The organism is Litoribacter populi (genome assembly GCF_007483685.1).
Taxonomy (GTDB): Bacteria; Bacteroidota; Bacteroidia; order Cytophagales; family Cyclobacteriaceae; genus Litoribacter; species Litoribacter populi.
This window is the reverse complement of sequence record NZ_VMKN01000001.1, coordinates 1,476,393-1,499,365: the sequence shown is the minus strand read 5'-3', so window position 1 is coordinate 1,499,365 and position 22,973 is coordinate 1,476,393. Positions and strand designations below refer to the sequence as shown.

At 44.0% G+C, this 22,973-nt stretch carries 24 protein-coding genes and 1 pseudogene; 16 read left to right on the top strand and 9 right to left on the bottom strand.

What is annotated here, in order from left to right; translation table 11 throughout:
• Positions 1–79 precede the first annotated feature (79 nt).
• From rlmD to FPL27_RS19990, 4 genes and pseudogenes are all read left to right on the top strand, one after another.
• A complete protein-coding gene (rlmD, locus tag FPL27_RS06590; protein ID WP_143960334.1) occupies positions 80–1,486 on the top strand; it encodes a 23S rRNA (uracil(1939)-C(5))-methyltransferase RlmD in 1,407 nt (468 codons plus the stop codon).
• Positions 1,483–1,860 carry a hypothetical protein gene (locus tag FPL27_RS06585; protein ID WP_143960333.1) on the top strand — a complete coding sequence of 126 codons (378 nt, stop codon included), beginning with the start codon at positions 1,483–1,485 and terminating at the stop codon, positions 1,858–1,860. The genes rlmD and FPL27_RS06585 overlap by 4 nt, the downstream gene beginning before the upstream one ends.
• Before the next feature lie 189 nt (positions 1,861–2,049).
• Positions 2,050–2,223, top strand: a complete 174-nt coding sequence (locus tag FPL27_RS19995; RefSeq protein WP_235893378.1) for a hypothetical protein — start codon at positions 2,050–2,052, stop codon at positions 2,221–2,223.
• A 74-nt stretch (positions 2,224–2,297) separates the two neighbouring features.
• Positions 2,298–2,606 (top strand): annotated as a pseudogene (locus FPL27_RS19990) (fasciclin domain-containing protein).
• A gap of 72 nt (positions 2,607–2,678) precedes the next feature.
• Here FPL27_RS19990 and thiL read toward each other — a convergent pair.
• Positions 2,679–3,710 carry a thiamine-phosphate kinase gene (gene thiL, locus FPL27_RS06575; RefSeq protein WP_143960332.1) on the bottom strand — a complete coding sequence of 344 codons (1,032 nt, stop codon included), beginning with the start codon at positions 3,708–3,710 and terminating at the stop codon, positions 2,679–2,681.
• Positions 3,711–3,884: 174 nt separating this feature from the next.
• Positions 3,885–4,289 carry a methylmalonyl-CoA epimerase gene (gene mce / locus FPL27_RS06570; protein ID WP_143960331.1) on the bottom strand — a complete coding sequence of 135 codons (405 nt, stop codon included), beginning with the start codon at positions 4,287–4,289 and terminating at the stop codon, positions 3,885–3,887.
• Positions 4,290–4,382: 93 nt separating this feature from the next.
• Between mce and FPL27_RS06565 the strand changes: the two genes are divergently transcribed.
• The 4 genes from FPL27_RS06565 to FPL27_RS06550 all read left to right on the top strand — a co-directional run bounded on the left by FPL27_RS06565 (position 4,383) and on the right by FPL27_RS06550 (position 10,197).
• Complete coding sequence (locus FPL27_RS06565; protein ID WP_143960330.1) at positions 4,383–4,709, top strand: HesB/IscA family protein; 327 nt, start codon at positions 4,383–4,385, stop codon at positions 4,707–4,709.
• Between the two features lie 242 nt (positions 4,710–4,951).
• Positions 4,952–8,044: a SusC/RagA family TonB-linked outer membrane protein gene (locus tag FPL27_RS06560; RefSeq protein WP_143960329.1), complete on the top strand. Its 3,093-nt coding sequence runs from the start codon at positions 4,952–4,954 to the stop codon at positions 8,042–8,044.
• 4 nt (positions 8,045–8,048) lie between these two features.
• A complete protein-coding gene (locus FPL27_RS06555) occupies positions 8,049–9,410 on the top strand; it encodes a RagB/SusD family nutrient uptake outer membrane protein (protein WP_143960328.1) in 1,362 nt (453 codons plus the stop codon).
• 211 nt (positions 9,411–9,621) lie between these two features.
• Positions 9,622–10,197, top strand: coding sequence for a DUF4256 domain-containing protein (locus FPL27_RS06550; RefSeq protein ID WP_143960327.1), 576 nt, complete (start codon positions 9,622–9,624; stop codon positions 10,195–10,197).
• Between the two features lie 220 nt (positions 10,198–10,417).
• Here the strand turns inward: FPL27_RS06550 and FPL27_RS06545 are convergent, their stop codons facing one another.
• The gene (locus FPL27_RS06545; protein ID WP_143960326.1) at positions 10,418–10,903 is read right to left on the bottom strand and encodes a DinB family protein; all 486 of its coding nucleotides are present in this window, start codon (positions 10,901–10,903) and stop codon (positions 10,418–10,420) included.
• A gap of 153 nt (positions 10,904–11,056) precedes the next feature.
• On the opposite strand from FPL27_RS06545, the gene FPL27_RS06540 reads away from it, so the two are divergent.
• From FPL27_RS06540 to FPL27_RS06520, 5 genes are all read left to right on the top strand, one after another.
• Positions 11,057–12,007 carry a helix-turn-helix transcriptional regulator gene (locus FPL27_RS06540; RefSeq protein WP_143960325.1) on the top strand — a complete coding sequence of 317 codons (951 nt, stop codon included), beginning with the start codon at positions 11,057–11,059 and terminating at the stop codon, positions 12,005–12,007.
• 112 nt (positions 12,008–12,119) lie between these two features.
• Positions 12,120–13,871, top strand: coding sequence for an ABC transporter ATP-binding protein (locus FPL27_RS06535; RefSeq protein ID WP_143960324.1), 1,752 nt, complete (start codon positions 12,120–12,122; stop codon positions 13,869–13,871).
• Between the two features lie 418 nt (positions 13,872–14,289).
• Complete coding sequence (locus FPL27_RS06530; protein WP_143960323.1) at positions 14,290–15,198, top strand: SAM-dependent methyltransferase; 909 nt, start codon at positions 14,290–14,292, stop codon at positions 15,196–15,198.
• 150 nt (positions 15,199–15,348) lie between these two features.
• Positions 15,349–15,786, top strand: a complete 438-nt coding sequence (locus FPL27_RS06525) for a DUF2141 domain-containing protein (RefSeq protein ID WP_143960322.1) — start codon at positions 15,349–15,351, stop codon at positions 15,784–15,786.
• 144 nt (positions 15,787–15,930) lie between these two features.
• The gene (locus tag FPL27_RS06520; protein ID WP_143960321.1) at positions 15,931–16,920 is read left to right on the top strand and encodes a 2-hydroxyacid dehydrogenase; all 990 of its coding nucleotides are present in this window, start codon (positions 15,931–15,933) and stop codon (positions 16,918–16,920) included.
• On the opposite strand, the gene FPL27_RS19775 is transcribed toward FPL27_RS06520, so the two are convergent.
• Positions 16,913–17,164 carry a hypothetical protein gene (locus tag FPL27_RS19775; protein WP_185974401.1) on the bottom strand — a complete coding sequence of 84 codons (252 nt, stop codon included), beginning with the start codon at positions 17,162–17,164 and terminating at the stop codon, positions 16,913–16,915. The genes FPL27_RS06520 and FPL27_RS19775 overlap by 8 nt on opposite strands.
• On the opposite strand from FPL27_RS19775, the gene FPL27_RS06515 reads away from it, so the two are divergent.
• Positions 17,123–17,620 carry an L-lactate permease gene (locus FPL27_RS06515; RefSeq protein WP_235893377.1) on the top strand — a complete coding sequence of 166 codons (498 nt, stop codon included), beginning with the start codon at positions 17,123–17,125 and terminating at the stop codon, positions 17,618–17,620. The genes FPL27_RS19775 and FPL27_RS06515 overlap by 42 nt on opposite strands.
• Here FPL27_RS06515 and FPL27_RS06510 read toward each other — a convergent pair.
• Entirely contained in the window at positions 17,617–17,883 is a 267-nt protein-coding gene (locus FPL27_RS06510; RefSeq protein ID WP_143960319.1) for a hypothetical protein, read from the bottom strand. The two genes, FPL27_RS06515 and FPL27_RS06510, sit on opposite strands and share 4 nt — an antisense overlap.
• 83 nt (positions 17,884–17,966) lie before the next feature.
• Between FPL27_RS06510 and FPL27_RS06505 the strand changes: the two genes are divergently transcribed.
• Positions 17,967–18,389 carry an L-lactate permease gene (locus FPL27_RS06505; protein ID WP_221936584.1) on the top strand — a complete coding sequence of 141 codons (423 nt, stop codon included), beginning with the start codon at positions 17,967–17,969 and terminating at the stop codon, positions 18,387–18,389.
• Positions 18,390–18,469: 80 nt separating this feature from the next.
• Here the strand turns inward: FPL27_RS06505 and FPL27_RS06500 are convergent, their stop codons facing one another.
• On the bottom strand, positions 18,470–18,694 hold the full coding sequence (locus tag FPL27_RS06500) for a hypothetical protein (RefSeq protein WP_143960317.1): 225 nt from the start codon (positions 18,692–18,694) through the stop codon (positions 18,470–18,472).
• Between the two features lie 453 nt (positions 18,695–19,147).
• Here FPL27_RS06500 and FPL27_RS06495 point away from each other — a divergent pair, with 453 nt between their 5' ends.
• Complete coding sequence (locus FPL27_RS06495; protein ID WP_143960316.1) at positions 19,148–19,711, top strand: PAS domain-containing protein; 564 nt, start codon at positions 19,148–19,150, stop codon at positions 19,709–19,711.
• Between the two features lie 177 nt (positions 19,712–19,888).
• Here FPL27_RS06495 and FPL27_RS06485 read toward each other — a convergent pair whose 3' ends face one another.
• The 3 genes from FPL27_RS06485 to FPL27_RS19935 all read right to left on the bottom strand — a co-directional run.
• Positions 19,889–21,061 (bottom strand): ScyD/ScyE family protein, encoded by a 1,173-nt coding sequence (locus FPL27_RS06485; protein WP_185974314.1) that lies wholly within the window; start codon positions 21,059–21,061, stop codon positions 19,889–19,891.
• Positions 21,062–21,325: 264 nt separating this feature from the next.
• Positions 21,326–22,513, bottom strand: coding sequence for a serine hydrolase domain-containing protein (locus tag FPL27_RS06480; RefSeq protein WP_143960314.1), 1,188 nt, complete (start codon positions 22,511–22,513; stop codon positions 21,326–21,328).
• Positions 22,514–22,542: 29 nt separating this feature from the next.
• Positions 22,543–22,973: IS1634 family transposase (locus FPL27_RS19935; protein ID WP_221936580.1), on the bottom strand; the 431-nt coding region annotated here is incomplete at its 5' end.

Here is a 22,973-nt window from a genome sequence, read left to right as displayed (position 1 = left end):
CTAATTCAAGTGAAAGCTCCTTGATGAATACCGCTGTCTACCTTCCTCCTTCTTATTATTTTCCTTAATTTTGCAGCCTATGTCAAGAAAAATGAAAAACAAGGTTCTCGAGAACCTTACCATTGAAAGAATTGCCTCTGAAGGGAAAAGCGTAGCCCATTATGAGGGGAAAGTGGTTTTTGTCCAAAATGTAGCTCCCGGTGACGTGGTTGATGTGCGGGTGACGCGGGGCAAAAGTAGCTTCATGGAAGGAGAGGCCATCAAAATTCATGAGTACAGCAAAGACAGGGTAGAACCATTTTGCCAGCACTTTGGCGTATGCGGAGGTTGCAAATGGCAGCATATAGATTACAAACTTCAACTGTCCTATAAAAGACAGCAGGTCATCGACCAGTTCCAACGTATCGCAAAAGTGGCCATTCCCGAAGTGATGCCCATCATCGGTTCAGCCGAAACCAGATATTATAGAAACAAACTGGATTTCACCTTTTCTAACAACCGTTGGTTGACTAGAGAGGAAATAGATTCAGGGAAAGACTTTGAAAGAAACGCCTTGGGCTTTCACATTCCCAAAAGATTTGATAAAATCGTCGATATTGAGCACTGTTACCTGCAGGGCAACATTTCCAACGATGTAAGAAACAGCCTGCGAGAGTTTGCACTCGCAAACGGTATCACATTTTTCGACATGATCAAGCAGATTGGCGTGTTGAGAAATCTAATCATCAGAACCACCTCCACAGGTGAATCTATGGTCATCGTGCAATTTGGAGAGGATGACAAGGAGGCTATTGCCAAAGTGATGGATTTTCTGAAAACGAAATTCCCGGAAGTCACTTCCCTGCTTTACATTGTTAACCTGAAAAAGAATGAAACTATCCATGATCAGGATGTTATCACCTATTATGGCAAAGATTATATAGAGGAAGAAATGGAAGGGCTGAAGTTCCGCATCAACCCTAAATCTTTCTACCAGACCAACTCTGACCAAGCATACAGGTTGTATCAGGTCGCCAGAGAGTTTGCAAACCTGCAAGGTGATGAGGTAGTATATGACCTTTACACCGGCACTGGAACAATTGCCAATTTTGTAGCAAAGAAAGCCAAGCAAGTCATCGGCATTGAGTATGTAGAAGAAGCCATCGTGGACGCAAAGGTCAACTCTGAAATCAACGGACTGGACAACACGCTGTTCTATGCAGGCGATATGAAAGACATGCTCAATGATGAGTTTATTGAGAATCATGCCGCCCCAGATGTGATCATCACTGATCCACCAAGGGCTGGGATGCACGAGGATGTGGTCAACATGTTGTTGAAACTAGAAGCGCCAAAGATTGTATATGTGAGCTGCAATCCGGCCACTCAAGCTAGGGATGTAGCATTGCTAGCTGAAAAATATCAAGTGGACATCGTACAGCCGGTCGATATGTTCCCTCACACCTATCATGTCGAAAATGTAGTATTGTTAACCAAAAAATCATGATACCTGACAGCAACGATCCTGAATTGAATGGCAAGTACCTGGGTACCATCACCAAGGATTTTGTCAAAATTTCCGACATCCTTAAGGAAGCCTCCTATCAGGTCAGGTCGAGGAAATTTTCGAAATACCCAATCTTCCCCATTTCTAAAACTGATCAGCCCATCGGACAGCTGTTTTTGGGCAAGGATGAAAAAGATCTGGACTGGAATTACTATATCACCTACTTGGATGAATTTATCCAAAGAAAGCTGATCTCAGAAGAAAACCTCGAGGAATTTTACCAAAGCTACAAAGACCCCGATGAGTTCTGCTGCCTCTTCGTAGTAGACCAGGATTTCACGAGTTTTGTGTATATACCGTATCCGGAAGAATAAAATAATTAAACCGCAGAGGCGCAGATCCCGCAGAGAAAATATAAAACTCTGTGCCCTATGCGCCTCAGCGTTTTTTGAATTTTGGCTGTGGGAAATTTTTTTTCAACATCCCCGAAAAGCATGACAAAAATCATATAGGACAAAGTTATCCTTTTTTTATCTTGCGTGTATATTCAACCCCAAGAAATCATGATAAAATCTACTCTAAATTCAATCTTTGCTGCGGGGGCCTTCCTGCTTTTGGTGTCCTGTGGAGCTAATAGCTCCGATACCTCTATTACTGTGGAACCAAGTGAACAGGTAACCCATGTGGGACAATCCGGAGTAGTGGATTCTGACTCCAAACTGAATGTTTACAAGTAGCTGTTGGGTCTCCTGATCACAGCACCTTGGTCGCTGCCCTCAAAGCTGCAGATTACGCAGATGCCCTAACCAATGTGGGTCCCTTCACTGTTTTTGCTCCAATTAACACTGCTTTTGACGCTCAGCCAGATGGCACTATGGAAACTCTGACCAAAAAGGAAAATCAAAGGCAGCTAAGGGACATCTTGGAGTAATTGCTTGGAGTTTATAAGCAAACAGATTTTGTGAAAGGCCGCAAGATGGGAACTGCAGATGGCAGAAGTGTGGTCGTGGACAAAGATGATGATGGAAACATCCTGATCAACGGAGGAAAAATCATCGCAACAGTCCCCGCTTCCAACGGCATCATCCACGTGATCGACCTGGTGTTACTTCCAGAATAAACGGCCGACGGATGACGGATGTCGGATGAACGCGAACCATCATCGGACATCCGACACCGGACACCCTACATCCTAAAAATGCTTCCACCCCTGTGCCTTCAGTGCCACAGCGGTTTGACTTTTAGTCACTAGAAACTTCCCATCTTTTTCCTTGGTCACATGACCTATGAAGTGAATGTCGGGATGTTTTTCTAGTTTTTGGAAATCTACCTGCTTGATGGTAAACAACAACTCATAATCCTCTCCCCCATTTAGCACACAGGTGATGGGATCCAAGTTCAGCTCTACAGCAGTATTATAAGTCTGCTGGTCAATAGGAAGCTTATCTTCATATATAGTCACGCCAACTTTTGAGGCTTTGCAGATATGGAAAAGCTCAGAGGCCAGTCCATCCGAAATATCCATCATGCTGGTCGGCACTACTTCAAGGTCTCTCAGCTCATGGATAATATCCATTCGGGCATCAGGCTTAAGCTGTCTGGCAGTCACAAGCGTGTACCTTTCCAAATCGGGCTTCATATCGGGGTTAGCCAAGAAAACCTGCTTTTCCCTTTCCAATACCTGCAGCCCCACTACTGCTCCGCCGAGATCACCAGTCACGCAAATAATATCGTTTTCCTTCGCACCAGAACGGTAAACCACCTGGTCTTCCATTGCCTCACCGATAGCGGTGATCGAAATGGCCAAACCTGCTCTGGAGGTGGTGGTGTCACCCCCTACCACATCTACATTGTAATGCTCAGCAGCAGCGTTGATCCCCGCATATAAAGCTTCTACAGCCTCAACAGAAAACCTGTTGGAAATCCCTATGCTGACGGTAATGTGTTTGGGGATGGCGTTCATAGCTGCAACATCCGAAACGTTGACTGCAACGGACTTGAAACCCAAGTGAGCCAATGGAGCATAAGCAAGATCAAAATGCACCCCTTCCATTAATAGGTCGGTGGTGATGACTTTCACTTTACCTTCTCCGCAGGCTATCACAGCCGCATCGTCCCCTACCCCCTTGAGGGTGGTATCATGTTTTATGACAATCTTCTCGTTCAACCGGTCAATGAGCCCAAACTCCCCGATCTCACTTATCTCTGTTCTTTTTTCTGACATATGAATTTAAAATTAAACCACAGACCAGAGGACTCAAAAAAGTGCTAGGTTTTAACCGCAAAGAAAATAAGATTTGCAAAGCGCAAAATATACATCTTTAAAACTTTGCGACCCTCAGTGTCCTTCGCGGTTAGTTTTTTCTCAGAGCCCTCTGAGCCTCTGTGGTTATTTTTTTTAGTTATCTTTTTCCTGACACAACTCCACCAACACCCCATTGGTGCTCTTTGGATGCAAAAATACAACTAATTTATTGTCCGCGCCTTGTTTTGGCGTTTCATTGAGTATTTCAAAGCCTTCAGCTTTCAGCCTTTCAACTTCTGCATATATATCTACCACATCAAAAGCAATATGGTGGACACCCTCCGATTTTTTTTCGATAAACTTTGCGATCGGACTGTCCCCCCGGGTGGCCTCCAAAAGTTCCACCTTAGTCTCACCCACCATGAAAAATGAGGTAGATACGCCCTCACCCTCCACTTTTTCTTCCTTGTAATGTTCCTTGCCTAAAAGCTTGCGGAAAAGTTCGTTGGACTTTTCCAGGTCCCTGACCGCAATCCCGAGATGCTCAATTTTTCTCATGTAAATAATTTGTATATTTGTAGTTGAATCATTTGTAAGGTAATCACGTTTTACCGTTACTCAAACCAAATTCCGCTCAAAACAAATCGAAATATGATCATAGTATCTGACAAAGCTAAAGAAAGGATTCTTGAATTAAAAAGAGAAGAAGGGCGCACTGACAATGAAAATATCAGGGTTTCCGTAAAAGGAGGAGGCTGTTCTGGCTTGATGTATGACTTAGGTTTTGACGGGGAACTTGCAGACTCGGATCAAATTTTCGAGGACAAAGGTGTTAAGATTATCGTGGACAAAAAGAGCCTTCTTTATCTAGCTGGCACTACTTTAGAGTTCACTGATGGCCTTAATGGCAAAGGATTTCAGTTTGTCAACCCTAATGCTTCAAGAACCTGCGGGTGCGGGGAAAGTTTCTCCATCTAAAACAGACATCATTTTATAACTTTTAGAAAGCAGTCTTTTTTAAGGCTGCTTTTTTTTTATTGCTTTCCCTTCTTCTAACTGCCTACTTTTTAACAGCTTTTATTATAAACTCTACTACCCCTTACATTTCAGCTCTATAAAATCATCAAATAATTTAACTTTAAAATGTATTTTGTCTAATTTTGACAATTATTAACATTTATTTTATTGATTATTCTAATTGTAACCACAATTCACTGTTTATGAGAAAAAGTTTACTAGGCGTATTGGTACTCCTCCTGCTCCTGACTGCAGAGACCTTTGCGCAAACTCGAACCGTATCCGGTACGGTGGTCTCCGATGAGGACAACCTTCCCCTCCCAGGAGTCAACGTAAGGATCAAAGACACCTCTCGGGGCGCCATCACCGACTTGGATGGGAACTACACCATCCAGGCTAGCAATGAAGATATCTTAGTCTATTCCTTTGTGGGTTTTCTTACCCAGGAAATTCAGGTAGGCAATCAAAGCACTATTAACCTTACTTTGATGACCGACGCCAAGACCTTGGGAGAAGTGGTAGTGGTGGGCTATGGTACCATAGAAAGAAGAGAACTTACAGGATCGGTGGGATCAGTTAACGCCGATGTGATCCGAGATGTTCCTGCACTCGGTATCGACCAGGCTTTACAAGGCCGAGTGGCCGGTGTGCAGATCACCCAAAACTCAGGTACACCGGGTGCCGGCATTTCCGTTAGGGTAAGGGGTTCTTCATCCATTTCAGCATCCAACCAACCTTTATATGTAATTGACGGCGTGCCTATGACTACGGGCGACCCTTCTCAGTTGGGTTTTGGCGGACAAAGTTCCAACTCCTTAGCTGACCTCAACCCTTCCGACATCGAGTCAATGGAAGTACTCAAGGATGCAGCAGCTGCAGCCATCTATGGTTCTAGGGCCGCCAACGGGGTAGTCCTAATTACCACAAAAAGAGGGGCTGACCAAAGAACGCAGGTCAACCTTAACATGTATGGTGGTATCCAGCAAGTTTGGAGAAGGCCTGATTTTTTGGATAGAAGAGGATATCTTGACCTAATGAATGATGCCATTGGCGGTTTCGTGGCCGGTGACCTTGGTATTCCAAGAGACGAAGTCGGTGATCAGGATCTGATTGATTGGTTTTATGGCGGTCTTCCTTTTGATGAAAATGTCAATACCGATTGGGTGAGAGAAGTTACCAGAACTGCCCCGATCCAAAATTATGAGCTTACTCTAAGAGGAGGAAATGAGCGTACACGATACTATATTTCCGGTAGCTTTTTTGACCAGCAGGGCACGGTAATCAATAGCCGATTCCACAGGATGTCGACCAGATTCAACTTGGATCACGACCTTAATGACAGGATGACGATAAGCTTGAACAGTGGAATAAGCCGCTCGGTACAAAACAGAATCGTTTCTGATAACTCCCTAAACAGCCCATTTGCCAATTCATTGGCTGCATCCCCGCTTTGGCCGGTGTATGATGAGGCGGGCAACTATACCCGCCCGCAGTTTTTCTATAGCAACCCGGTGGCTGAAGGGCTGGAAAACGACAACATCAACCAGTCCATCAGGATTTTCTCCAATGCTTTGGCAACTTATGAAGTCATTCCTGACCTTAATGTGAATGTAAGGGTGGGTGCGGATATCCTGAACTTTCAAGAAAGACGCTACACCCCCGACAGCTACCCTGGTAGTGCTTCGGCAGCAGAAGGTGGTTCCGGTTCTTTCAGCACCAATAACCCAATGAAGTGGGTGGCGGAAGCTTTTGTTGACTATAGAACCACCTTCAATGACAGGCATACGCTAAATGTGGTAGCAGGTCACAATAGAGAAGAAAACCTAATCACCACCTCATATGTGAGGGGTATACAGTTCCCAGATGACCGCTTCCGTTATGTAGGTTCCGCAGGTTTGGTCAATGAAGGGGATAACAACTTTGTGACTTGGGGCTTGGAGTCCTATTTCGGCCGGGCAAATTATAGTCTCGATGACAAATACCTATTCAGTGCCTCCTTTAGAGCGGATGCCTCATCCCGTTTTGGGCCTAACAACCGTTGGGGCTACTTCCCTTCCATCTCGGCTGGTTGGAGATTGATGGATGAAGATTTCTTCCCAGAGTTCGATGCTTTGTCAGACCTGAAACTTAGAGCGAGTTTTGGCTACACGGGTAACCAGGAAATCGGAAACTTTGCTTGGAGAGGACTTGTAGGGGCAGGCAATTATTTGGGTACCCCTTCTATTTTCCCGGTGCAACTGGGTAATCCGGACCTAAAGTGGGAAAATACAGCGCAAACGGATATTGGGATCGATGCGAGCTTCTTCAATGGAAGGTTGACCTTAATTGCTGATTACTACTATAAAATAACCAGAGACCTTTTATTTTCACGCCCAATCCCTACCCAAAGTGGATTTGGAACCTACCAGTCCAACATCGGTTCAGTGGAAAACAGAGGCTTTGAATTTACCATTTCTACAGTTAACATGGACGTTCCAAATGGCTTGAACTGGAGATCTGATATAAATATCAGTTTCAATAGGAACAAGATTTTGGAATTGTATCAAGGTGAGGATGTGTTTTATGGATTTGGGGGTAATTCTTTGGTATTGAGAGAAGGTCAGCCAATAGGAACATTTTACGGACTTATCGCTGACGGCGTTTTTGCCACCAACGAAGATGTTCCTGAAGAAAGAAGAGCATTCGGCATTCAGGCCGGTGACATGAATTACCGTGATATCAACGATGATGGTATCATCACAGATGATGACTTTACGATCTTGGGAAACTCACAGCCATTGTTCTTTGGAGGTTTTACAAACACTTTTACTTATAAGAATTGGGACGCGCAGGTGTTCATGCAGTTTTCGGTAGGAAATGAAATCTGGAATGCGGCAGGTAGTTTCCAAGAAGGTATGTTCGCCAACTTCTTTGATGACAACAACAGGTCTTCGGTAGATAACAGATGGCGATCAGAAGAAAACCCTGGCGACGGAATGGTACCAAGGGCGACAATTGACGTGTCAGCCAACCGTAACAATCAGTCCAATTCGACCAGATTTATTGAGGATGGTTCCTACTTGAGGGTTAAAAACCTTATCGTAGGATATAGACTTCCGCAGCCAGTATTGGACAGGATCAGGGTAAGCAGTGCCAGGGTATATTTCCAAGCACAAAACCTGCTAACCTTCACCGGATATTCAGGATTTGACCCTGAGGTCAACTTTGCTGGAACGGATAACATCACTCTTGGTGTGGATTTTTACACCTTTCCGCAACCAAGGACATTTACATTGGGCTTAAACATTGGATTCTAAGCATATGAAAAAGATAAATTTAATATATACGTTAATATTGGCCGTCAGCTTAACCTTCGGGATGGGCGCCTGCGACACTTTGGACCAAGAACCTGTAAACCAAATTCCAACAGATGAAGCTATATCGGATGTAAGAAGCGCCCAAAGGGCTATTCTAGGCATGTATGACGGTATGCAAAGCGAAGATTATTACGGATTGCGATACCTGTATTATCAGGACACCTATACCGACAACCTGCAGCACGCCGGCACTTTCACAACTGACCAAGAGGTAAGCTTCAGAAGAATAAATCCCTCAAACTTACAGATTAGAAGCACTTGGCAAACTATGTATAGAGTAATTAGGGATGCCAATTTCATCCTTTTCTCCCTTTCCAATGTGGAAGATGCCACCGAAGAGCAGCTTATAGCAATTGAAGCCGAAGCTAGGTTTATCCGTGCCTATGTTTATTATGATTTATTGAGGGTTTTTAATGGAGTGCCATTAGTTACCGAATTTGTAACTACCGTAGATGAAATCAACACTCTACCAAGGGCTTCTACCCAAGATCTTTATGCGTTTGTCATTTCTGAATTGCAATTTGCTGAACAAAATCTCGGACAGACACCAGACGCCCCTTACCGTGCTCGGCCGGCAGCGGCCACAGCAATGCTTGCCAGAGTTCACCTTCAAGCTGGCAACCCTGGTCAAGCAGCACAGAAAGCAACTGAGGCAATAGGGCTGGGCTATAGCCTACTTCCAAATTATCGTGATATTTGGACCATACCTGGGAATGCGGAAATGATCTTCAACCTAAGCTTCACAAATGTGGATGGTGACCAAAGTTCACTGGCCATCTCCTCCGATCCTGCCACAGGCGGTCAGAAGTTTTATGTAAGGGATGATTTCTTCAACTTGTTTGCCGCTTCAGCTGCAGAAGGCGATACTAGATTTGCGGCTTCAATACTTCCAGAAGGAAATGTTAGAAGAGTTTATAAATACTACCGTTCAGCCACCAATGATGACAATGTGCCATTAATAAGGCTTGCCGAGATGTACCTCATCCGTGCCGAAGCAATTGTACGTCAGGGTGCGGTAAGTGCGCAAGTAATCAGTGATATTAACACGATCCGTAACCGTGCTGGACTTGTATCGATACCAAGCTACACTTCCCCAGCAGCAGCTTTGACAGAAATCCAACGCCAAAGGAGGTTTGAATTAGCCTTTGAGGGCCACCGCTTTTCCGACATGAGAAGGTTTGGTAACATCGGCAACCTCTTCCCCGACAACGAGCAGTTCAGAGTCATATGGCCTATTCCTCTACAGGAAATCGAGGTTAATCCAAATTTAGAGCAAAACCCCGGCTATACAGCCGTTGAGGAATAGTAAAGGCTCCCTCTTTCTATATGGAAGGGGGAGTTCTTTTTTGGGGTACAAGGTACTATGTACCATGTACAATGTACATCGCAGAATTGACTGCTGTGTTATGCCGTTTTAGGGCGTTCATTATTCAATATTATTACCTAATTCTTAATTCATCATTCCCACCACGGGTAAGCATCTTTTTTCTTCCCTTTCATTTGGCTATTTTAGTGTTATGAAACAAAAGACCACTACCCTTCCTTCCATTTCTCAGGATGAGAAAAAGGAATTGATTACAATTCTTGAAAAAAGGTTTACGAAACATATGGATCGCCATCCCCATATGGACTGGCAGGAGGTTCTTCAAAGATTGGAGACAAAAGAAGAGAAATTACCCATATTGCATGAAATGGAAAGAACTGGAGGTGAACCGGATGTGGTAGCCAAGGACAATGGGTCGGGGGAGTATCTTTTCGTTGACTGCTCACCTGAAAGTCCCAAAGGCCGCCGGAGCGTATGCTATGACCGTGAGGGTCTAGAGTCACGCAAGGAACATAAACCCAAAAACAACGCCATTGATATGGCAAGGGAAATGGGGGTTGAAATCCTGAATGAAGAGCAATACAGAAACTTGCAGCAATTAGGAGAATTTGACCTCAAAACATCCAGCTGGATCCAGACTCCAAATGAAATCCGCAAACACGGAGGAGCGCTTTTTTGCGACCGACGCTACGAACATGTATTCGTGTATCACAACGGAGCGCAATCATATTATGGGGCTCGGGGGTTTAGGGGAGCTTTGAAGGTGTAGAGCACTTCATCATCATCATTCCTGCCTTATTATGCAAACGTATGGCTTCTGATTCTTCGTACCTCGTACTTCATTTCGTTTAGGGGGTTATTACCCGACGCTTCGCGTGGCGGGTTATTTAGAGGCTTATTTACTGAAGGTTGGTTTGAGTGGTTTTCACTGTGTATCCTACCCCTCCAAACCTTCCCGCAGGGAAAATAAACCTCTAAACCTTAATTCATCATTCTCTTTCCCAGAAAAATGGCGGTTCAATTCCCAATGCCCGGAGGTACACATAGCCTTGCCCACGGTGATGGATTTCGTTATCAACGAAGTATTGGAGGGTAGAAATACCGGTGCCTTCGTATTGTTCAAAGGATAGAACAGTTTGCTGAAAACGCTCCTCCTTAAGTTGCTCCCACAGACTTGGGAGATTGGCAGTGGTTCGGTCCCAAGCTTCGAGAAGCTCCTCTTTGGTGGAATACTTTAAACTCTCGTCAAAAGGCTGCCAGTCCCCCGTCACAATTCCCTTGAGGCCAGGCTCTGCGATAGCTAGTAGCTCCTGCACTATTGCCCCGAAGGGTCGCATTCCACCAATATTGAAGGTGAACAGCTCATTTTCCGGAAAGGCCTCAATCACCCTTCTGGTAAGCCTCCTGTGCCCTTCCCAATGTTCAAAAAGCTGGTCTTTCGTTACTAGTTGCGATTCTTTCATTTTCGTTTCCATGATTTCTTTATTTTTGTTCACATTCCTCATCGGACATCCGTCATCCGACTTCCATACAAATAAACCTCCCCCAAGTGACAACCCTATGTCAGCAGTCACTAGAAAAATTGAGGTATTATTAATAACTTTCTTTTTGAACCAAATCTTTTGACCATGAACCGATTGGACAGGCTCACCGCCATCCTCACCCAGCTGCAATCCAAAAAATGGATAAGGGCTACCGAGATCGCTGATCGGTTTGAAATCACTATTCGTACTGTTTATCGCGACATTCGTGCTTTAGAAGAAGCCGGAGTACCCATCGTCAGTGAGGCGGGTAGAGGCTACTCCCTTGTGGACGGTTACCGCCTGCCTCCAATCATGTTTACCAAAGAAGAAGCACTGTCTTTTATTGTGGCAGAAAAACTTTTGACCAACTTCACCGACAAAGAGAGCGGCGGGCATTTCAGTTCTGCGCTTTTTAAGATAAAGTCCGTCCTAAGAGAAGCTGAAAAGGAATTGATGGAACAGTTTTCTGACCAAGTTGCCGTAATTGGTTCTAGAGATTCCCTAAACGGCAAGTCTGAAACATTTTTACATGTCATTCAAGAAGCCTTATCCAAAAACTTGGTGCTTGAAATGGAATACCACTCTTTCGAAAACGAGGAAACAACGCGACGTCACATCGAGCCCGTGGGAATTTACTATGCCTTCGAACAATGGTACCTGATTGCCTGGTGCAGACTCAGAAAAGCATACAGAACCTTTCGGACTGACAGAGCCAAAAAAGTCAAATTGATTGAAAAAACTTTCAAAAGCTCCCACCCCACCCTAAAGGATTATTTGACCAAAGAGCAGGAGAAAAACCAATTGATCAAAGTGGTCATTGCACTTCCCGTATCAGCTATGAAATACCTGAGGGTTCAGAAATACAACCAGGGTTTTGTCATGGAAAAAATAATCGGTGATGAAGTAGAAATGACTTTTATGACCACTTCGCTTGAAAGTTTTGTGAGATGGATTCTCATGATGGCTGATACCGTATTAGTCAAAGAACCTGTGCAACTTAAAGAGATGATAAGAGGGATATTGGAGAAGGGGATTTTACTTTGTACAAATAACTAGGAAAATGTACTAAGTGTATCAAAGATTCTTTTCACTTTGAAATCAGGCACCTGGTACTTGGTACTAATTTACCTAAATTTGCATGTGTTCCACTTTTATCTATATACCCTCAATGGCCAAACAAAAAACCAATATCGGCAAAGTCTCTCTGTCTAAAGCCTTCAAAACCATCATCTGGCCACGTAAAAAGCAAATATTGATAGGGCTTGTTTTGATCGTAATCAGCCGGCTTGCAGGATTGGTGCTTCCCGGAGCAAGCAAATATCTCATGGATGATGTCATCCCGAATGCTGACATGGAACTGCTATGGTGGCTTATTGCTGCAGTGGTGGCCGCAATACTCATCCAATCGATTACCTCCTTTGCACTTACGCAGATCCTCAGCGTGGAAGCCCAAAACCTGATATCGAAACTAAGAGCCCAAGTGCAGGCACATATCCTTAAACTCCCTATCCGCTTTTTTGACAACACCAAAACCGGTGAACTTGTCTCCCGTATCATGACCGATGTGGAAGGTGTGCGCAACCTCGTAGGAACCGGCTTGGCACAGCTTGTGGGTGGAATCTTAACCTCCATTATCTGCTTGGTGCTTTTGATTGCTATCAGCCCTTTAATGACACTCTATGTTCTGGTTCCAGTGGCGGTTTTCGGGATAGTTTCTATGAAGGCTTTTGGAAAAATAAGACCCATATTCAAGGAGCGGGGAGTCATTAACGCTGAGGTGACTGGCAGGCTCACTGAGTCTCTTGGAGGAGTTCGGGTGATCAAAGGTTTCAATGCTGAGGCCCAGGAAATCAAAACCTTTGAAGACGGGGTCACTCGTCTATTTCTGAATGTCAAAAAAAGCCTTACCAGCACTAGTTTAATCACAAGTTCGGCCACACTCCTTCTTGGACTTGCCTCGGCAGGAATCATGGGCATCGGTGGGTATATGATCATGCAGGGCGAGCTCACATTCGGGGACTTTCTTGCTTTCACCTTGTACCTGGGTTTTATGATTGCCCCAATAGTGCAGATGAGCAATATTGGCAGCCAACTTACGGAGGCTTTTGCTGGATTGGACCGAACGGAGGAAATTATGAATACGCCTATTGAGGATAGCTTGATGACGAGAAACATTCAAATCAACCACATCAAAGGTGATATGGAATTCAGGGATGTCCATTTCGCTTATGAAGAAGGCAAAGAAGTAGTGCGAAATATCAGCTTCAAAGCCCCCGCTGGCTCGGTTACCGCCTTGGTGGGTACTTCCGGATCCGGTAAGACCACCATTGCGAGTTTGGCCGCTTCCTTTCTTAATCCTGATCAGGGCATAATTACCGTTGATGGCCATAATCTGCAGGAGGTGAGTTTAGAAAGTTACCGCAGCCAGTTAGGCGTAGTGCTGCAGGATGATTTTCTGTTTGAGGGGAGCATCCGGGACAACATTCTCTTTCCTCGACCAAATGCTACGGAATCTGAATTGCAGGATGCGGTAAAAGCCGCCCATGTGCAGGAATTCACCGACAGGTTTGATGCCGGACTGGACACTTTGATAGGGGAACGCGGGGTCAAACTCTCTGGAGGTCAACGCCAGCGGATTGCCATTGCCCGGGCTATTTTAGCAAATCCTCGAATATTGATCTTAGATGAGGCCACCTCCAATTTGGACACCGAAAGTGAAAGCCTCATCCAGGCTAGCTTAAAGCGTCTGATGCAAGGCCGAACCACCTTTGTGATCGCCCACCGCCTTAGCACCATCCGCCAAGCCGACCAGATCCTAGTGATTGAGCAGGGACAAATCGCCGAGCAAGGCAAGCATGAGGAGTTGATTGAGTTGAAGGGGAGGTATTACCAGTTGTATACTTATCAGGCGAGGATTTAGCCATTGTACAAAATACTATGTACTAGGCACCAAGTACTAAGTACCCGCAGGAAAAAAAGGCTGTGTTAGCCATTTTGGCCGTTTCTAAAGTTTTATAGGGTCCCGTTGTCCCTTGGCTGCGCCTCGGGACTTCGAAATTGGAGGCTTTTCTCAACTGGCGAAGTTCCTTAATCCGTTAATCCCATAAACCCTTAAACCCTGTCTGCGGACAGGCAGACCTTAAACCACAACGCCCACCACTCATCTCTCTAAACCTTTCAACCTCCCCCCGCTAGACAGCGCCGGGAAATAACCCTCTACCCAAAAAAACCTCCCCACCCTCGATTATCTACTGAAAATCAGCTATATTAGCTAAACATATTTTGCTCCTGAAGGGGGGTTGTCAGCCGAACTTTTTCACAATTAGATTTTTAGAAAAATGGCAAGCAGAGAAGACCTAGATTACGCTTACAGCACAATTGATAAAATCTTCCGGCTCAGCATGGGTGAGACTGGCGATTTCAGCGGGGCCATGTACAACGGAGATTTTTCACTCTCCCTCGAAAAAGCTCAAGAAAACAAGCATCGATTCATTGCCGAAAACCTCCACATCGGTAAGGGTAGCAGAGTCCTCGACATGGGTTGCGGTTGGGGGCCATTTTTGACCTATGCCAAAAAGAAAGGGGCCTATGGGATAGGGCTAACTATGTCCCAGGGTCAATTGGAGGCTTGCCAGAACAACGGTCTGATTGTATATCTCAGGGACTGTAGAAACGTTAAGCCAGAGGATTTTGGTATTTTTGATGCGGTGGTCAGCGTCGGGGCATTTGAGCACTTTTGCTCCATCGAGAACTGGAAGGCAGGCAAGCAGGAACAGATTTATCAGGACTTCTTTGAAACAGTTTACAACCTCTTACCCAAAGGCGGAAGGTTTTACTTACAGACCATGGTATTTGGGAAAAACATGATTGAATTCGATGAAATGGATATCAATGCTCCCTCCGGTTCCCCCCAACACATCATGGCTTTAATGGTGAAACAGTTTCCCGGATCCTGGCTTCCCTATGGCTATGAAATGATCTGCAAGGCGGCCTCCCCGTTTTTTAATATGGTTTCCAAAAGCAGCGGAAGGCTGGATTATATTGAAACTATAACCCAATGGCGCAAAAGATTCCGGAAGTTTGGTTTGAAAAAATACCTGCTTTACCTACGCCTCCTCCCCCATTACCTCATTGATAAGGAATTCCGACATAGGGTAACCGTATTTCGAATCAGTCCGAATAAGATATGTTTTGAAAAGGAGATTATGGATCATTATAGGGTAGTGTTTGAGAAAAAAGGGTACTAAATACTAGTAAATAGATACAAAACACATGGTAATATGACGGCTTTTTTTGCGCCTTACTTCGTCCTTCGTTCCTCGTATTTCGTACTTTAGACAAACACTCTGCTCCCCTTTCCCGTTGGATTTAGGTATTGCTATTAGTTTTTATTTGTTATGAAATATACAATCAAAGTTTGCCTTTTACTTTTATCATCTTTTACATTCCTTGCGGCTGAAAATGCTGACAGGGGGAAGTTTGTCGTCGAGGTGGGAGACTTGAAAAATTCAAAAGGTACGGTGAGGGTTATTTTATATGAAAGGGAAGGCTTCTTAACCGAGGAGGCTGTTAAGGCAAGGTTTGATGCCCCGATCCGCGATGGCAAAAGCGTCATCGAGACTAAACAGCTCCCCTTTGGTGAATACGCCATGTTTGTGTTCCACGATGAAAATGACAATGATGAGGTGGACTTTAACCTTTTCAAAATGCCCAAGGAGGGAATCGGTTTCTCCAACAATCCCAAACTTGGACTCAGCAAACCAAAATTTGAAGAAAGCAAGGTGAGGTTGAATGAGAGTAAGAAAAGGATTAGGGTGAAATTAAAGTATTATTGATGTTTTTGGTACAAAGTACTAGGTACCAAGTACCATGTACATTGAATGACAGACTGTTTTCAGGCCATTTTTGAGGTTTTGACCGACCCTTATGGTTCAGAAATCAGGTACCAATTTAAACTATAGACTTTAAAAAATATACGAATGAAAATACTTTTCTTCAGTGTTAAACCTTATGACCGAGAATTTTTTATCCGCCAAAATAAACCTTACGGCTTTCAGCTCGATTTCTTTGACGAACCTTTAAATCACAACACGGCTGTTTTAGCTAAGGGGTATGAGGCTATTTGTATTTTTGTCAATGACAGCGCCGATCCTGAGACGCTTAATCTACTCGCCCAACAAGGTGTGAAATTGATTGCACTCAGGTGTGCGGGCTACAACAATGTTGATCTCACAAAGGCCAATGAATTGGGCATAAAGGTGGTTCGGGTACCTGCTTATTCCCCATACTCCGTGGCAGAACATACCGTTGCATTGATCCTCACGATCAACCGCAAAACCCACCGGGCTTACAATAGAGTAAGGGAAGGGAATTTCGCTTTAAACGGATTAATGGGCTTTGACCTCAAGGGGAAAACGGTTGGATTGATCGGCCTGGGCAAAATAGGCATTGCTACCTCCAGAATACTGCTTGGCTTTGGATGTCGGGTTTTGGGTTTTGATGTAGAAAAATCGGATGAAGTTGAAAAACTGGGTGTAGAATATTGCGAACTTGATGAACTTTACGCCCAATCAGACATAATATCCCTCCATTGCCCCTTAACTCCCCAAACCCATCACATCATCAATGGCAACTCCATTGAAAAGATGAAACAGGGTGTGATGCTGATCAATACAAGCCGAGGGGCCTTAGTAGACACCCAAGCGGTAATACAGGCACTTAAAAGTGGACAAATCAAATACCTAGGTATTGATGTTTATGAAGAAGAGGCCGATCTGTTTTTCGAAGATCTATCAGATAAGGTAATTCAAGACGATGTTTTCATGCGCCTGTTGTCCTTCAACAATGTGCTGATAACCGGTCACCAGGCGTTTTTCACTGAAGACGCCATGCTGGAAATATCCAAGTTCACTTTATCAAATATTTCCAGCTATTTCAAAGGCGGAGAATTGGAAAATGAAGTCAATTAAGTTTTCCTAACCCAGCTATGTTATTTGTCCTTGCGTTTTTGCCAATCCTGCTGCTCATTGTGCTTTCTTTGTTGCGAAACGTATCAGAAGCGGTGTTTGTGGTTTTTGCGGTCACCACAGGTCTGTTTTTTTTTTGGGCCCGGGATTGGCTCAGTACGCCAGTACGTTGGTAATATCCGGATTTACCACCCTGAACATCCTCATGATCGTTTTCGGGGCGGCCTTTCTTTTCAATCTGATGCAAAAAAATGGGCTAATTGACAAGATAAACAGCTCCGTAGCGGGGCTTCACCACACCAGTGAAGTGCGCTTTTTCCTTTTGGCACTTGGCCTGACCGGCTTTTTTGAAGGTGTAGCGGGGTTCGGGACACCGGGAGCCATTGTCCCATTGCTCCTGATTTCTTTGGGGTACAATGCCGTGCTTTCGGTGTCGGTTGTGTTGTTGTTCAATGGACTGTTTGCTATTTTCGGGGCAGTGGGAACCCCTTTGACCATTGGAATCCAGATTCCCTTGCAGCTTAGCGAGGGGCTCATGTTTGAAATCGGAATTATTTCGGCTTTGATTTCCCTGCTGGTAGTTTTTTTATGGTTGTTTTATGTCTTCCGAATGTTTGCAGCCTATGGCATTAGGCTTTACCACAAAAAACTTATAATAGGACTTTATACGCTTTTTGCTATCCCCTTTTGCCTTTTTGCCTAGCTGGTACCAGAACTGGCAACAGTACTTGCATCCTTGGCCATGTTGATGTTTTCCATCCTTTTGCTCAAGCAGAAAGGGATAAAGGTTAGCATTAAGCCATGGTTACCATATCTTTTCCTCGCATTGCTGTTGCTACTCCCACGCCTTTTGGTGCCACTCAAAAGTGTGACCGACTGGGAGTTTACCTTTTCAGATATGTTCCAGACGGGAATGACCGCAATATCCAGACCCCTGCAAACCCCCATGGTCCCTTTTCTGATCATAAGATTTGGAGTTGCATTTTGGTACAAAAATTTTGATCTAGGGATTAAAATACCCTTACAAATGACAGGCAGGGTTATTGGTTGTGCTATTTCCATCAATCGCCATATCCCAGTTGATGATACATTCGGGGCTGGGTAAGCCATCGATGGTGGCTTTTATAGCCCAAGCTTTGGCTGAGACAGGGCAGATTTACCCTTTAATAGCACCCCTATTAGGGATTATGGGCACTTTCATCACAGGCAGCACTACTATTTCAAACCTAGTCTTTGCGCCTTCACAATTGGAAACCGCCCATGCAATAGGTCTGCCTGCTGGGATCATCCTGGCCCTCCAACATGCAGGTGCCGCTCTTGGTAATGGTGTTTCATTATTCAATATCATCGCCGCAGCCGCCATTGCCAATCTGCAAAGCTATAAGGAGGTATTGAAGCAGACTTTGGTTCCGGTGGTGTTGGGAGGAATGGTTCTGGGGCTTTTGGGAATGTTGTTGGTTGGTTTGGGGTAGGATGATGGATGTTGGATGACGGATGTTGGATGTCGGATGTTGGATGACGGATGACAGATGACGGATGATGGATGTGGGTTTTAGTCGACGTTAATCCAGTCGATGACTGTACCTTCGCATTCCGGAGCGTTGGGGCAGCAGATGTATTCTTCCCCATTTCTGTCTTTAAGCACTTTGTACTCCCCAGCCAGGAAAACCAGTTCGCAATGGATACATTTTTTCTTATCCTCAAGCTTGATAATTTCTCCAAAAGGGTGGTTTTTTTTGAGGTACTGTTGCTTATTTTGTACTTCTATTTCCTTCATCTTATTTGATCGCTCTTTTAATTTCCAAAGATCTAAATTATAATTGAAATAGTAAAAAAATATATGATTGCACAAATCAATTCCTGACAATAGTAATGTCCTATTTTTTCTTTTTTGGTTTAGGCATGGGAAGTTCCTTAACTGAAATCCGTACCAGTTCACTTAACCCGCTTACGGAGCATTATTTACTAAAAATCAGGCGGATTAGGTACCTCTATTTGTTGGCCTAATAGCCAAAATCTGTATATTCACACCTTAGTTCTTAATCATAATTTACCTACTAAATAGGAAAGTAACTGGAGATTAATTGGGTGCCAATTGAGAATTACAAACATTGCTTCCTTGATCTAGTTGTGTAATAGGGTAGGTTATAGTTCAATCACTCCTTTCCCTTTCCTACTTGTAAGCATCACTTCGTCGCTTTTGAATTGATTTAATAAAAAATCCCTCTGTATGGAAATCATGTGCCTTGACGTGTACCTTGCCCATATGGCAAGGACCACTACTAATACAAAAATCAAAATAGATAATACGCCACAAAATCCGCAACCTCCCTTATTAAGTTGGGACGTTTATTCATTGCTTTACATGGATATCCTTGAGGATTCAGGGAAAAACGCGGATATTCAGAAATTGAGAGCATTTACTGATAAAATAAACCCTGATTTTGATTGCGAGTTTATTATGGCAAAGGATTATTCAGCCCTGGTGTTCACCGATGCGCAGCAAATTATCAAATGGGTCAGTCCAGGTTTTACCAAAATGACAGGTTATGCTAAATCTTTTGCCATAGGAAAATCACCGAGTTTTCTGCAAGGGCCCCGTACTTCTAGTTTGACTCGGCAGCAGGTAAAAAACAACCTCGAAAATGGCCAAACCTCCAAGGAGATATTAGTGAATTACAAAGCTGATAATACTGAGTACTTCTGTGAAATTGAAATTCATCCTATAAATAATCAATGGGGGAAATTAGAAGGGTTTTTGGCTCTTGAGACTGAGTTGAGGGATGTGGGATGACGGGTGACCGGTGTCGGATGACGGATGACCGGTGACGGATGTCGGATGTGGGATGACCGGTGTCGGATGATGGATGACGGATGACCGGTGTCGGATGTCGGATGATGGAGGTGGGAAAGGTGAAGATCACTGGCTAAAATCGATGACCTTCACCTTTTATAATAATCAAAAATCTGTTTAGTCGAGTACTCTGACGGTTGGTTTCAGGTCAGAAATACCTATGTCGTTATTCTCTAAAACCCAAAGGTTCCCAATTTTATCAAACGCAATTGCACTTGGAAATGAAAGGTTAGAAGCCACTTCCTCTACCAAGTTTCCACTTAAGTCGTAAGAACTAATGACTCCGCCACTCGCTATGCCCGGAATGAGAGAGGCGAACCAGCTGCTTTTATCAAATTCCACCACATATAACAAACCATCCGGACTGATTTCCAGATCTATCACGGAGGTTAGTCCATCTATCAACAATTCGCAATCTGCTGAGGGGTCGGTCTGTGAACAAACCACATTATTGGCGTCAGGGGAGATTTTCCATACACGTGAAAGCCCTATGGGAAAAGTTCCATCTTCATCTGACATGGTTCCGGTCAATTCACCCACATATATATATCCGTCAGGCCCGATAGCGACTGCGGTTGGAACTGGCTGTACATAGCATGGAATGGACTCTCCAGTCTCATCTTCTGTATCCCACCGGACTATCCACTCCCCGGTCTCATCTACCGGTGGGGTTAGTATGGCCAACCAGTCAATGTTTCCATTTGTAGTGGCAGAAAGAACTGTGTTTCCTGCTGCATCGGCCACTATAGCAGTGTTACCAGACCTGGCTGCCACCTTGTATGGATTGTTTTGGGGACCAGGGGTAAAACCATCTATACCCTCGCATAGCTGGTTCTTCCATTGAGGCCCGGCCAAGGCATCCGGGGAGAATTCTCTTTCAAAAGCAGCCAAATCAGCTACCATACGCGAATTGCCGCGAGACACTCTGTACAACTCCCCTTCCAATGCGCGGTCAGCCCCCGCAGTGCTAAGGAAAATATTTCCAGCCCCTATAGGCGCCAAGCCGTTGATATCAGAGGTAGAGTTCACCTTCATTATACTACTGACTTTACCGTTTTTGATACTCTGAACACTTCTGGACTGCCCCTCGTTAAGGCCGACAAAAATACTACCATCGGGAGCACTTGCAATGTCAAAAACAGTCCCCGGAAATTCGAAAGGCCCATAGTCCCCTTTATTCCGCATTGCCAAAGATTCCTCGTTTTCCTCCATGTCATACATTTCATGTTCACAAGAAATTAAGCCAAGTGAAATAAATACCACCGCACAAATCTGAATGGATCGCTTCATCGAATTAATTTTAAAAGTTCTCATAATTAAACTATTTTATGGTTTGAATAAATTAAAGTAACCTTTTACAGCACTTGCTTTTTTAGGTTTCAGTAAATTCTAATCCGGTGATTAAGCTAATTTTCAATAAATTTAAAAATGAATCTTAGCCTAGTCTCTTTTACCTCTTAGACCACTATTAATGAGAGAGTTACAATAAATAAAAAGTAATAATTGAGAGATTGCTAAAGGGAGGTATGGGTATAACTGACAAGTGAGCTCTAGCTACTCAGAATCAGTAGCTATATATTGGGATTCTTTTGTCAAAAGAGAAAGTAACTGACACAAATAGGCATTTTCACTTTTAAAGTCTTTCTGAAGATTCCATTCCTGCAAAATGACCGCTACTATCTTTTGCTCTGGAATTATCAGGATGTATTGTCCTCCCTTCCCTCTGGCGGTGTAAATCGTCTTGTCATCATAGTTCAAAAGCCACCATGAATAGCCGTAGCCAATTTCCTGATAACAGTCCAAGGTTCGAAAAGCCTTGCTTTCGTTTGTGAAATTAGTAAAGCTCTTTTCCACCCACATGGAATCCAAAAGTTGATGTCCATCCACTTGGCCTTTGTTCAAATACAGTTCTCCAAACCTTGCTAGATCTCTTGCAGTGAAGTATGTCTCATCACCTCCGGCATAATAGCCATCTACTTTCCTCCAAAAGCCGCACTTTATACCAAGAGGTTTAAAAAGTTTTTCCTCTGCAAATTCCTTGGTTGTAGTGTTTGACGCTTTTGTGATCAAGGCAGAAAGTACCATTTGGGCCCCAGTGAAATATTTAAACTCCTGCCCTATTTTACTTTCGGATATACCTTCGTGCAACATCACTTGTTGCATACTCTGTGGGCCATCCCAACCTGTGAAACCTCCCCGCATAGATAGTAAATGGGCAATTTTCAATTTGTTCTTTAAATGAGAAGACACCCCTTTTGTATACTCTAAAAAGAAGGGCATTATGCCATCATTTTCCGAGTTGAAAAGGCCTTCCTGAATGGATATACCAATTAGAGCGGAAGTGATGCTTTTGGTGACAGAATGTACGTTGAAAGCACTATTAGCAGTGGCGCCATTTTGATATTTCTCCACTACCAACTTGCCATCTTTAATAATTACCAAACCCCTCAACCTTTTCCAATCTTCAATTTCTTGGAGGTATTGCTCAACTTCCCCTTCATCATACCCAGCATTGGCCGGTGAAGTACTTTCCCAGATATAGGGTTCGTGCTTAACCTCGAAAGACTGGGAAGCTGTAAAAGGTAGGGACAGGTTTAATGGATGCCATTCAAAATAGTAATTCATCCCATTGACGGCGATCATCAAACTTACCACTGAAGCTACCCCTAACAGTGCCTTCTTTTTCCTATTTTGTTTTCTAAATAAAAGGGTCGCTGTAAGAAGCAATAAAATGAATGCCACTCCTGTTTTCAGCGCTGGGACACCCAAGGCTAAAAACCGAATAAATCAGCCAATTTTCTTTGACTTTCGTTCAGGATTATTGTTTTAGAAACGGTCTGCTGGCTCGAAGGAATGGTTACTCTTACCGTGTAGATGCCTTTTGCTATGTCAATGGCCTTTTCTGGACTCAGTTCCGACTGCTTTTCCTTCAACAGCCTTTCCAGCTCCTTGTACACTTTGTAGGCCACGAATGCTATACATATATGGGCTTCTATTCTTCTTTGGGCCCTATGATATACCGGCCTTATTTTTAGGTCACTTTTGGCTATCCTGAACGCCTTTTCTATTTTCCACAGATTGTTGTAGTTTTCTATTATTTGGTCTTTCCCCAGTCGTGTATTGGTGATATAGCCTTTCAGGCCGTCCCACCTGGAATCCTGTTCAAATCTTGCCCGGTCGATCTCAATTTTGATTTCGCCCT